The 11581-nt window shown below is 72.4% G+C and carries 9 protein-coding genes; 3 read left to right on the forward strand and 6 right to left on the reverse strand.

What is annotated here, in order from left to right:
* Positions 1–109: 109 nt before the first annotated feature.
* The 5 genes from ACSNOK_RS23880 to ACSNOK_RS23900 all read right to left on the reverse strand — a co-directional run bounded on the left by ACSNOK_RS23880 (position 110) and on the right by ACSNOK_RS23900 (position 6652).
* Positions 110–976 carry an NAD(P)-dependent oxidoreductase gene (locus tag ACSNOK_RS23880; RefSeq protein ID WP_436782809.1) on the reverse strand — a complete coding sequence of 289 codons (867 nt, stop codon included), beginning with the start codon at positions 974–976 and terminating at the stop codon, positions 110–112.
* 148 nt (positions 977–1124) lie between these two features.
* Positions 1125–3650 (reverse strand): ABC transporter permease, encoded by a 2526-nt coding sequence (locus ACSNOK_RS23885; protein WP_436782810.1) that lies wholly within the window; start codon positions 3648–3650, stop codon positions 1125–1127.
* Between the two features lie 315 nt (positions 3651–3965).
* Positions 3966–4742 carry an ABC transporter ATP-binding protein gene (locus ACSNOK_RS23890; protein WP_436782811.1) on the reverse strand — a complete coding sequence of 259 codons (777 nt, stop codon included), beginning with the start codon at positions 4740–4742 and terminating at the stop codon, positions 3966–3968.
* 300 nt (positions 4743–5042) lie between these two features.
* Complete coding sequence (locus ACSNOK_RS23895; protein ID WP_436782812.1) at positions 5043–5897, reverse strand: carbohydrate ABC transporter permease; 855 nt, start codon at positions 5895–5897, stop codon at positions 5043–5045.
* Between the two features lie 326 nt (positions 5898–6223).
* Positions 6224–6652, reverse strand: a complete 429-nt coding sequence (locus ACSNOK_RS23900) for a CBS domain-containing protein (protein ID WP_436782813.1) — start codon at positions 6650–6652, stop codon at positions 6224–6226.
* 283 nt (positions 6653–6935) lie between these two features.
* On the opposite strand from ACSNOK_RS23900, the gene ACSNOK_RS23905 reads away from it, so the two are divergent.
* From ACSNOK_RS23905 to ACSNOK_RS23915, 3 genes are all read left to right on the forward strand, one after another.
* Positions 6936–7721: a VOC family protein gene (locus tag ACSNOK_RS23905; RefSeq protein WP_436782814.1), complete on the forward strand. Its 786-nt coding sequence runs from the start codon at positions 6936–6938 to the stop codon at positions 7719–7721.
* An 872-nt stretch (positions 7722–8593) separates the two neighbouring features.
* Entirely contained in the window at positions 8594–9418 is an 825-nt protein-coding gene (locus ACSNOK_RS23910) for an MmyB family transcriptional regulator (RefSeq protein WP_436782815.1), read from the forward strand.
* An 85-nt stretch (positions 9419–9503) separates the two neighbouring features.
* Positions 9504–10562, forward strand: coding sequence for a type III polyketide synthase (locus ACSNOK_RS23915; RefSeq protein ID WP_436782816.1), 1059 nt, complete (start codon positions 9504–9506; stop codon positions 10560–10562).
* 5 nt (positions 10563–10567) lie between these two features.
* On the opposite strand, the gene ACSNOK_RS23920 is transcribed toward ACSNOK_RS23915, so the two are convergent.
* The gene (locus ACSNOK_RS23920; RefSeq protein WP_436782817.1) at positions 10568–11314 is read right to left on the reverse strand and encodes an MmyB family transcriptional regulator; all 747 of its coding nucleotides are present in this window, start codon (positions 11312–11314) and stop codon (positions 10568–10570) included.
* Positions 11315–11581: the final 267 nt, after the last annotated feature.

An 11581-nucleotide genomic window follows, 5' to 3' on the forward strand; every position in this document is an offset into this window, starting at 1 on the left:
CCCCCCCCCCCCCCCCCCCCCCCCCCCCCCCCCCCCCCCCCCCCCCCCCCCCCCCCCCCCCCCCCCCCCCCCCCCGCTTCTTGGCGACCCCCCGCGCGGGGGCGCCGCCTCACTTCTTCATCAACTCGACGACGCTCGTCAGGTCGTCCGCGCCGTACCCCTCCGCCGTGCGCCGCACCATCAGCTCCTGGAGCGCCGTGAGGAAGACCGGGCGCACGCCCTGCTCCTCGGCGGCGGCGATGAGGTTGCCGTAACCGGCCGTCTGCATCGCGAGGTTGGAGACGACGTGCTGCGAGTGGTCGCCCGACGCGATCTGCTCGGCGAACCGCGGGATGCTCGTCGCCATGGCTTCCAGCCAGGCGGTGAGCAGCGGAGTGAACTCCTCCGCGGGGACCCCGGCCGAGGACGTCATCGCCAGGGCGTGCATGACGCCCATGAACTGGCCGTACATGCCGCTCAGCAGCGACACGTCGTACAGCGCCGCCAGCCCGGGGTCGGTGCCGACGAAGCGGGCCGCGCCGAGGAGTTCCAGCACCGGCAGGTGCGCGTCGAACGCCTCTCGGGCACCGCTGTAGACGATGAACGCCTGCTCGGTACCGATGCCCGGCGGGATGGCCATGATGCCGCCGTCGACGTACGTGATGCCGTGCTCGTCCGCCCAGGCGGCCATCCGGCGGGCCTGGTCAGGCGTGCCGTTGGTGAGGTTGACCAGCGTCCTGCCCTTGAGGGCGGCGGCCGCGGGCTTCAGCGTCTGCTCCACCGACGCGTAGTCCCAGATGCAGGCGATCACCAGCTCGCTCGCGCCCGCCGCCGCCACGACGTCGTCGGCGCGGACGGCGCCCAGGGCGACGAGCGGCTCGGCCTTCTCGGCGGTGCGGTTCCAGACGGTGGTCGGGTGGCCGTTGGTCAGGAAGGCGGTGGCCAGTGCCTTGCCCATGGCGCCGAGGCCGAGGACGGTGACAGGGGTGTTGCTCATGGGTTTCTGCTCCTGGAGAGGCGGGACGGGTGCTCGGCTGCGCGCGCTCCCTCAGCCTCGTCCAGGCGGCGGTCCCGCTCAAGTACGCACAATAAGGTGGGTACTTACCCCGAGGTGGGGGCCCGCCCGCAACGAGCCCCCGGCCCCCTCACTGCGCCCCGATCGCCTCCAGCATGTCCAGCCGCGCCGCCCGCCGCGCCGGCCACGCCGCCGCCAGGAACCCGACCGCCAGCGCCAGCAGCAGGAACACCCCGATCCGGCCCCACGGCACGACCATCTCGTACTGCGGGAACGACGTCCGCAGCAGATGCCCGCCGGACCAGGCGAGGAACAGGCCGAGTCCCACCCCGAGCACCGCGCCGAACATCGCGATCATCACGGACTCCAGCCGCACCATCTGCTTCACGCCCGAGCGGGCCAGACCGACCGCCCGCAGCATCCCGATCTCCCGGGTGCGCTCGAAGACCGACATGGCGAGGGTGTTGACCACGCCGATCACCGCGATCACCACGGCGACGCCCAGCAGTCCGTACATCAGGTACAGGACGTCGTCGATGTCGCCGGCGGCGGAGCGGCGCAGGTCGTCACGGCTGTCGATCTTGACGGCCGGGTTGCCGCCCAGGGCCTCCCGGATCCGCGCGCGCAGCCCGTCGGCCTTCCCGGGCGCGGCTTTGACCAGCACCTCCTGGTCCCGCACCCGGTCCAGGTGCGGGTCGACGAGGGAGGGCGCGGCGAGGACGTCGCTCAGCACGTCGTTCTTCGTATGGACGGCGACGACGCGGGCCGTGGCGCGCTTCCCGTCGTAGAACGTCATGGGCAGCGACGAGCCGACCGTCAGGTGCCGTTTGCGAGCGTAATCCTCGCTGACGGCCACGCGTGTGCCGCGCACGTCGGACAGGGAGCCCTTGAGGACCTTCAGGTCGGTGACCTTGCCGACCGACGTCGGGTCCGTGCCCCGGATGCCCGCCGGGTCGCCCCCGGACTCGAAGCCGGTGACGCGGAGCGGGACCGCCGCGTCGACGTCGGGCAGCTTCGCCAGCGCCCGCGCGGTCGCCGGGTCCAGGCCCCGGCCGCCCGCGGTGCTCACCTGGTAGTCGGCCGTCAGGTCCTGGTCGCCCATCCGGTCGATGCCCCGGTCGGCGGAGATCGCCGTCACGGTGAGGCCGGTGATCAGGGTCAGGCCGATCATCAGCGCGGAGGCGGTCGCGGCCGTACGCCGGGGGTTGCGCAGCGCGTTCCGGCGCGCGAGCCGGCCGCTCACGCCGGAGAAGCGCTCCGCGATCCGCCCGAAGAGGTGGACGAAGGGCTGGGACAGCAGCGGGGCCAGCACGATGACCCCGGCGAGGGTGAGCACCGAGCCCGCCATGGGGACGGTGAGGTCACGGGCGTTGTCGAGGGTGCTGACGTAGAGCATCGTCGCGACGCCCGCGCCGGTGAGGAGGGCGCCGATGGTGTTGCGTACGACGAGGCTCCGGGTGGTGGCCGGCGCGTCCACGGCGGCGAGCGCCTCCACGGGAGCGATGCGCGCCGCCTTGCGGGACGGCAGCCAGGCGGACAGGACGGTCACCAGGAACCCGACGCCGAGGGCGGACAGCGCCGACGTGGGGGTGACGACCAGCGGCCCGTCCGGGAGCTCCGCGCCGTTGGCGCCGAGCAGGGACCGCATGCCGACGGCCACCCCGAGACCCAGCAGGAAGCCGGCCGCCGAGGCGATCAGGCCGAGCAGTCCGGCCTCGATCAGGACCGAGCGCACGACCTGGCGGCGCGTGGCGCCCACGGCCCGCAGCAGGGCGATCTCCCGGGTGCGCTGGGCGATGAGCATGGTGAAGGTGTTGGCGACGATGAAGATGCCTACGAAGAGGGAGACCGCGGCGAAGACCAGGAACGTCTTGCGGATCGCGCCGGTTTCCTCGTCGATGGCCTTGGACTGCTCGGCCGCCAGCTCGGTGCCGCTCCTCGCCTGCGCGTCGGAGGGGAGGACGGCACGGACGCGGGCGGTCAGCGCGTTCGGGTCGGTGCCGGGGGTGGCGGTGACGACCAGCTCGTCGAAGGTGCCCGGGGTCCCGAGGAGCTTCTGGGCGGTGGCCGTGTCGAAGAGGGCCAGGCTGCCGCCGGCGCCGACCCGGGGGTCGTCGGTCTTCACGGTGCCGACCAGCTTCTTCGTCATCACCGGCCCGTCCATGGCCAGCCGTACGGTGCCGCCGAGCCGTGCGCCGGTCTTCGCCGCCGTCTTGGTGTCGAGCGCGACCTCTCCGGCGGAGCGCGGGCCGCGGCCCGTGACGAGCGGGTAGCGGCGGTCCTTGCCGTCCGGGCCGGGCACGTAGTTGGCGCCGGTGCTGCCCCATTCGCTGCCGGCGGACTCGTTGTGGCGGTCGGCGACGGTGACGGTTCCGGTGACGGAGGGCCGTACGGAGGCGACGCCGGGGAGCGCGCGGATCCGGTCGGCCGCTCGGGGGCCGAGCCCGCCGTCCCGGCCCGGGCCGCCGCCCGACGAGGTCACGGAGACGGCGACGTCGTCGAGGCTGCGGGAGGTCTTGTCGCGGTACGCCTTGTTCACGGAGTCGCTGAAGACCAGCGTGCCGGAGACGAAGGCGGTGCCGAGGAGGACCGCGAGGGCGGTCATCAGCAGGCGCGTCCGGTGCGCGAGGAGGTTGCGCAGGGCGGTACGGAACATGGGTGGTCCTGGGATCGGGGGTCTGGTCGGCCGGTGGCCGGCGTGGGGGCCTGCGGCTGTCGTGTCGGCTGGCGCGCCGGCGTGTCGGCCGGTGGGGGCCGGTTGTCCGGGTGGGGCGCCGGTTGTCCGGACGCCGGGTGGGGGTCAGGGGGCCCGCCCGGTCGTCGGCTGCCGGGCGGCACGTGGGTTGTCCGGGTGCCGGTGGGGTGCCGGTTGTCCGGGTGCCGGTCGAGGTGCTCGGAGGTTGTCCGGACGCGGCTGTCCGGTCGGCTTGTCCGGTCGGCGGCGGGGCGCCCGTGCTCGTGTGCCGCGCGGTCAGCTCGTCCGGCCGCGGGCCTCGAAGGCCTTCATGCGGTCCAGCACCGCCGAAGCGGTCGGCCGCGGCATCTCGTCCACGATCCGCCCGTCCGCGAGGAACAGCACCCGGTCCGCGTACGAGGCCGCCACCGGGTCGTGGGTGACCATCACCACCGTCTGGTCCAAGGCGCGTACCGACTCGCCCAGGAAGCCGAGGAGTTCGGCGCCGGCCCGCGAGTCCAGGTTGCCGGTGGGCTCGTCGGCGAAGACGAGCTCGGGGCGGGAGGTGAGCGCGCGGGCCACGGCGACGCGCTGCTGCTGGCCGCCGGAGAGCTGGTTGGGCCGGTGGGCGAGCCGTTCCGCGAGGCCCAGGGCGGTCACGATCTCCTGGAGCCACGCCGGGTCGGGCTTGCGGCCCGCGATGTCCATCGGCAGGGTGATGTTCTCCAGCGCGGTCAGCGTCGGCAGCAGGTTGAACGCCTGGAAGACGAAGCCCACCTTGTCCCGGCGCAGCCGGGTCAGCTGCCGGTCGCCGAGCGCGGACAGCTCGGTGTCGCCGATCCGGACGGAACCGGACGAGACGGTGTCCAGGCCGGCCATGCAGTGCATCAGCGTCGACTTGCCCGAACCCGACGGGCCCATGATCGCGGTGAACTCGGCCCGGCGGAACTCGACGTCGACCGCGTCCAGCGCGGTCACCCGGGTCTCCCCCTCGCCGTAGACCTTGCTCAGGCCGGTGGCGCGGGCCACGACGGCTCCGGTGCGGGGGGTGGTCGGGGCGGCCGTAGGGGACAAGGAGGCTCCTCGGGACGGGACTGCCGCTTCCGCGGGCACCGGACGGGACCGGAGGCCGTGCGGGCGGAAACGGACGGGGACAGGGACCCGTCCAGTCTCCGCGCCGGAAACCGGCCGGGCGTCAGCCGCTGGACCGGAATGCGACGTCGCACTTTCGGGAGCGGCGGGGCCCGGCGCGTAGTCCTTGAGACGGACGGCGGTCATCCTGGGGGCGCACGGCGTGGGCGCGCGGGGGTGCTCCGGGGCGCGCGGGGAAGGGCGCCAGGCGCTTGGGGCGCAGGGGCGCCCGGGCCCGTGCGGTCAGCCTTTCACCGCCCCGCCCAAGGCGAAGCCGCCGCCGAGCCGGCGGGCGACGAGGGCGTAGAGCAGGACGACGGGCGTCGAGTAGAGGATCGAGAACGCGGCCAGCTCACCGTAGGCCACCTGTCCGTGGTTGCCGAAGAACGTGAAGACGGTGACCGACGCCGGCAGCCGGTCCGGCGACAGCAGGAGCAGGAACGGGACGAAGAAGTTGCCCCACATCAGCGCGAAGCAGTAGACGGCCACGACGGCCGTACCGGGTCCCATCAGCGGCAGGACGATCCGCACCAGCGTCGTGAACCGGCCCGCGCCGTCCGTCCAGGCCGCCTCTTCCAGCGATGCCGGTACCTCGTCCATGAAATTCTTCATCAGCCAGACGGCGAACGGCAGTTGGGCGGCGGCCAGGAAGAGGATCGTGCCGGACATGGTGTCGACGAGGTTGATCCGGACGAAGAGCCCGTACACCGGCACCATGATCGCGGTGATCGGGAGGCAGGTCATGAAGAGGATGGTCAGCAGGTAGGAGCGGGCGAAGCGGGACCGGGAGCGCGACAGCGGGTACGCGGCGAGGGCCGCGCAGGCCACCGTGAGGGCGGTCGCGCCGCCGCACAGCAGCAGGCTGTTGAGCATCGGTGTGAAGGTGATCTCGTCCGTCAGCACGGCCGAGAAGTTGCCGGCCGTGGGCGCGTCGGGGGCCCGTACGCTCAGCCCCGCCTCGGCGTCCACCGAGGCCAGCGCCAGCCAGAGCAGCGGCACGGCGAAGGCGGCGGCCACGACGAGGAGCGCCGCGTCCGCGGCCAGCCGGTGCCGAGTGCGGCGGGTGAGGAGCGGGCGCGGGACGGTGAGCGGGCGCATGACGACCTCCGAGCGCACCGGGCGTCCGGCGGCGCGTACCGTGCGCCCGCGGTGCGGGTGCGGTACGGACGCGGGCCGTGGGCGCGGCCGGCGCGGACCGTGGCGGTGGGTGCCCGGCGCGGGCGTGCTCGGAGGATAGCGGGCGGGCGGCGGCGCGGACAGGGCGCGGAGCCGCCCGGGACCCGGCGGGGCTGCCGTCCGGGGGCTGCCGGCCGGGGAAGCGGGCCCGCGCGCTTCCGGGACCGGCCCGGAGGCGTCCTGGACCGGAGACGGCCCCGGACCGCCCCGGAGACGGCCCCGGACCGGCCCGGCGCTGTCTCGGGACGTCAGGTCTGCGGCGGCGTCGCGTAGACCTGGGACGCGAACGCGTGCACCTGGTCCTCGGGGAGGTTGCGGGCGACGTCCGCCTCGCTGATCATGCCGACCAGCTTCTTGTTCTCGATCACCGGCAGCCGGCGGACGTGGTGGGTGCCCATCTCCCGCACCACCTCCTCCACACTGGCGTTCGCGTCGACCCAGCGGGGCGTGCCCTGGACCAGGTCGGCGGCGGTGCACCGGGACGTGTCGTGACCCTCGGCCACGCACTTCACCACGATGTCCCGGTCGGTGATGATGCCGCACAGGCGTTCGTTCTCGTCGCTGACGGGGAGCGCGCCGACGTGCAGGTCGCGCATCCGCCGGGCGGCGTTGAGCAGCGTCTCCGTCTTGGGGATCCACTGCGCGCCCTCGTGCATGATGTCCTTGGCGGTGGTCATGGTGGTACCTCCTGACTGCGCCTTCGTGGTCTCCCCCTCGCGCGTGCCCCGTCCGGGCGCCGTGACGCGTGCCGCGGGGCGCACCGCGCCGTACTTCCCCTCACCTCCCCTCGCCTCCCCTCTCCCCATGCTCGCGCGGTCGCCGCCGGGGCGCACGCGGGCGGCCCGTGCCGTACCGGGCGGGGGCCCGGGGCCGGTGCCAGACTGGGAACGGGGCAGAAGACGGGAAGACGCCGCGCGCGGCGCGAGGCCCGCGGTACGAGGAGAGACGGGGTTCACGGCCATGCTCACCACCGATTTCGTCACCGGCTCGCCCACCTGGCTCGATCTGGGGAGCCCCGACACCGGACGGGCCGCCGACTTCTACGGAGCGGTCTTCGGGTGGGATTTCGAGTCCGCCGGTCCCGAGGCGGGCGGTTACGGCTTCTTCCGCCGCGACGGCGCCACCGTCGCGGCCGTCGGTCCCCTGACCGAGGAGGGCGCGTCCTCGGCCTGGACGGTCTACTTCCGGACACCGGACGCGGACGCCACCGCCAAGTCCGTGGAGCAAGGCGGCGGCACGGTGCGGGTGGCGCCGTTCGACGTGATGGACGCCGGGCGGATGGCCTGCTTCACGGACCCGGGCGGCGCCGAGTTCGCCGTCTGGCAGCCCGCGCGCGTGGGCGGACTGGAACGCGCCTCGGAGGAGAACGCGCTGTGCTGGGCCGAGTTGCACGTGGCCGACCCGACCGCGGCGTACGCGTTCTACCGCGGTGTCTTCGGGTGGCGGGTCACGGACATGGAGGTTCCGGGGATGGTCTACAAGGTGCTCTCCACGGCGGAGGGCGACCAACGGGACGCGTCCTTCGGCGGGGTGGCCCCCCTCCAGGAGGGCGATCGGCCGCGCTGGATCCCCTACTTCGCCGTCGCCGACCCGGACGCGGTGGTCACGTCGGCGGAGGGCGGCGGCGGCTCGGTCCTGATGCCGGCCGCCGACGTGGCCGGAGTAGGCCGGATCGCCTGGCTGGCCGACCCGTACGGGGCGCCGTTCGCCATCATCCGCCCGGACCAGCCGGCCGCGGCGGCTTGACGCCGGGGTTCGCTTGACGCGCCCGCTCGCCCGCTCGCGCGGGCCGGCGCCCGTCCACGGCCGTCCACAACGGCCGCGCCCGGAGCGACAGTCGCCCCCGGTGACGGCTTGGGCGTCTCTCGCCGATGCTCGACGACGTCTGCCGGCGGTTCTCCGGGTCTCGGGATTCCCGGCGGCCCTCCGATCGGCGGCTCTCGGAGGCTTCCGGCGGCTCTTCGGGCTTCTGTGCGTGGGAGGCCCTAAGGGCTGTTCCCGGATCCCCGGGACGCCCCTTCAACGGTTACGGGCCCGCGGCGGTGGGGCGCGACGGGCTCGGTCCGGTTCCTTCACACCGGTGCGTGGACGCTTCGTCGCGTCCTGATCCCGGCGGGGGCATTCGCAAACCTGGAAAGGCTTGTTTTTGCCCACTTTTTGCGTTTAGATCAGCGGCGTCCCCGTGATCGGTGCCCGCCGTGGCCCGGCACCCGTGAACAGGGCCGACCGTGTGGCGGGAGCCCGACGGTTCCCCTCCGTCGGACCGCGATCCCTCACTTGCCGTGGGGTGTCTTTTCAGCCGTTGAGGACAGGGCTAACTTCGCGATGAGCGGTGGCGGCCCTGAAGGGAGAACGTAAACCCGAACGCGGTAACTGGCGCCGTATCAACTCCGCCCACTGCCGCCATTTCCCGTCGAAGGATGATCGCATGTTCCCCTCCCGTAACTGATGCATCACTCGCCGTGGACGGCGAATCGGGTTCGATCACCCCCGTAGGTCGAACCCGAGTCTGATGATGCAGGAGAGATGCGATCATTACAGCGGGGAACTTTTCCTCCGAAAAACTCTCGGACTAAAGCGTCTTCCCTCGTGGGGGGAGGCGTGGTAATGGGGGGTAGATGGACAAGGGGGCGCTTCAGTGGCTGTTGCGCGAACGAAGGGCGCTCATCGCCCCGGAAGAATACGGTTTGAGTAGGCCGTCCCGGCAGGGACGACGGGCTCCCGGGCTCACGCAATCGCAGATCGATCAACTGTTGCACCGTACTCACGGAACGTACAACAGGTTGGAGACGGGTAACTACCCCAATCCACCCGAGGACTTATTGCGGGATGTAGCCAGGCTGCTGGCGTTCAACGAACACGAGTGGTCGTTGCTTTGGCTCTACACGCTTCACCGGGATCCGCCGACGCCGCTTCACCCGCGGTCCGGTACGGAAGTCCGCGGAGCGTGGCAGGACGTTATCGACGGCATCTCCCACATCGCCTACATCACGGACCAGTCCTGGCGGGTGGTCACGTACAACAAGGCGTTCGCCGAGATTTTCCCGAGCGGACGGGTTCCCACCAACACCATGCGGTGGATGCTCCTGGCGCCGGAGGCCCGTGAGGTCCTGATGGGCTGGGACGAGCACTGGCTCCCCATGGTGCTGCCGCAGTTGCGCGCCGCGATGGCGGCACTGCCGCACGACGAGACGCTCTCGGGGATCGAGAAGGACGTCCTGGCCGACCCGGTCGCCGGCCCGCTGTACGAGGCGGGGGGCGGGTCGTACATCCACCCGGACGGCGACGAACGGCCGTTGCGGCATGCCCGGCTCGGCCCGGGCTGGGTGTCCCTGTGCACGGCCGAGCCGCTCGCCTCGCCGCGGGCCCGCCTCATGGTCATGATCTTCCGCCCGGGTGAGGAACGCCGGCACACCGGACCGGCGATCCTCCGCGCCACATGAGCCCGAACTTACCCGGACGGACGGCCACCCCGCGGTGGCCGCCGCCGGGTGCAGCCCCCCGCACCGACCCACCGTGGAGGACCCCTTGCCCGCCTACGTCGCGCGGCCCGCCATAGCGCTGCCCGAACACGTCGTCACCACCGACGAGATCTGTGACGACATCCAGTCCCACCATGGCGAACTCCCGCGCCTGGCCGCCACTTTGCGCATCGTCCGGGCCACCGGGGTCGTCACCCGCAGGTTCGCCCGTCCGCTCAGCTCGCCGACCGTCTCGGGCGACGCACCGGTCGAGGAGCGCAACCGGGTGGCCTTCGCCGACGCCTGCCGGCTCGCCGAGGAAGCCGCTCGCGGCGCTCTCGCCCACGCGAACCTGGAGCCCGCGGACATCGACTGCCTCGTGACCAGCCACAGCACCTCGTGGGCGGTCCCCGGACTCGACGTCCACCTCGTCCAGGCACTCGGCCTGCGGCCCGACATCCGGCGCGTCCCGATGGCGTCCCTCGCCTGCTCGGGTGGCGCCCAGGGCCTGGTCCGCGCGGCCGACCTGGTCGCCGCGCACCCGGGCAGCCGGTGCCTGGTGGCCGTCGCCGAGACCTTCAGCGCCATCTACCATCAGCGGGACACCTCGGTGGAATCCATGATCTACAAGGTGCTCTTCGGCGACGGGGCCGGCGCCTGCGTGGTCACCGACGAACCGCTGTCGCCCGGTCTGCGGATCGACTCCACCTGGGAGTATTTGCTCCCGTACAGCCGCGACCGCTACTGGGCACATCTGGACGGCAGCGGCTTCCACTTCAACTCCAGCCGCAAGGCCATAGAAGCCGCGGGCGAGGCGATGCCCGCCCTCAAGGACTGGCTGGCGACCGCCGCCGCCGAGCGGCCGTTCCGGCCGGAATGGACGGTCGCCCATCCCGGCGGGCCGCGCATCCTGCACAGCGTGGCCGAGGAACTCGCGCTGGACCGTGAGCGGCTGCGGCACTCCTGGGACAGCCTGGCCGCCAACGGCAACCTGGGCGGCGTGGCCGTTCTGGACGTCCTCGCCCGGACGCACGAGGATCCGCCACCGGCCGACGCCCCGGGGCTCCTGCTCGCCTTCGGCCCGGGCTTCGTCGCCACCGGCGGTACCGGCGCCTGGCGTTCGTGATCCGGTCACGGCACGGGTGCGCAGGCCGGATAGAACCCGGCGGGGTCGTGGCTGCGCAGATCGGGTTCCGGGTATTCGGTGGCGGTCTCCTCGTCCGTTCGGAACGTGAGTTGGAATTGGCGTAGCCCGGGAAACCCGGAAAGTTCGCTGACGCACATGGTGACGGTCCCGGGACCCCGCTCCGGGTGGCGCCACGGCCGGATCGCTCCGTCCGGGTGGGCGTGTCCGGACGGGACACTCCGGTACCACCTGCTCAGCAGCGGGTCGGCCAGACAACGGTCCGTCAGCCACTCGAGAACCGGGTCGCCTTTGTGCCGGACCAGTGCCAGCCGGAGCTGGGGAACGGCCACCGGTCCCCACCGGTTCTCCCAGTCGAGCAGTGTGACGGTGCGGGCGCCCTGGTCGAAAAGCATCCAGTGCATGGTGTTGTGCGGTACGCGGCGGCCGGGGAACAAACCTGCGAAACCGCGGCTGTAGGCGTGGACGTTCCAGAGGCTGTCGCTGATGTAGGTGATGCCACGGGACTCGGTGACCACCTCCCGCCAGTGGTGGGGGGTGGAAATCCGGGAACCCTCGGCGAGCGGGAACGGCGGCTGCTCGCCACGGGCGTATCCGTAGAAGACGACCCATTCCTGTTCGGTGAGGCCGAGAATATGGGCCACGTCACGCAGATATTCGGGCGCGGGATTGTCGAGGACGCCGCGTTCCAGCTTGCCGTACGTGCCCGGAGCGCGCAGGAGTAAGTGGTCCATGTGGGCCTGCGTCAAACCCGGGGACTTTCTTCCCCGGGGATCCATCCGGACCAGCCCCAGCCCTTCCGGGCTGATGGCTGCCCGGCGCTCCGTGAGCATCTGGCGCAGCACCTCCGCATCCAATGAACAACTCCCTTCCTACACCCGGAACCCCCGCTTTTCGAGGTGCTGTCGGCACCTGGAAAGACCACTCGCGCCCCGATGATAGGGCCGGGGAAGCCCGGGCCCGGTGGCGGGGCGTGGAAAGGGGACGGGGCGGCGGGGGAG

This window comes from Streptomyces sp. URMC 126 (genome assembly GCF_051386555.1).
In the GTDB taxonomy this organism is placed as follows: domain Bacteria; phylum Actinomycetota; class Actinomycetes; order Streptomycetales; family Streptomycetaceae; genus Streptomyces.

Excerpts from the sequence above, each read along its gene's own strand:
- ACSNOK_RS23920 (WP_436782817.1), bottom strand. The coding sequence starts at position 11,314 with ATGGACCACTTACTCCTGCGCGCTCCGGGCACGTACGGCAAGCTGGAA.
- ACSNOK_RS23905 (WP_436782814.1), top strand. The coding sequence starts at position 6,936 with ATGCTCACCACCGATTTCGTCACCGGCTCGCCCACCTGGCTCGATCTG.
- ACSNOK_RS23910 (WP_436782815.1), top strand. The coding sequence starts at position 8,594 with ATGGACAAGGGGGCGCTTCAGTGGCTGTTGCGCGAACGAAGGGCGCTC.
- ACSNOK_RS23885 (WP_436782810.1), bottom strand. The coding sequence starts at position 3,650 with ATGTTCCGTACCGCCCTGCGCAACCTCCTCGCGCACCGGACGCGCCTG.
- ACSNOK_RS23895 (WP_436782812.1), bottom strand. The coding sequence starts at position 5,897 with ATGCGCCCGCTCACCGTCCCGCGCCCGCTCCTCACCCGCCGCACTCGG.
- ACSNOK_RS23900 (WP_436782813.1), bottom strand. The coding sequence starts at position 6,652 with ATGACCACCGCCAAGGACATCATGCACGAGGGCGCGCAGTGGATCCCC.
- ACSNOK_RS23880 (WP_436782809.1), bottom strand. The coding sequence starts at position 976 with ATGAGCAACACCCCTGTCACCGTCCTCGGCCTCGGCGCCATGGGCAAG.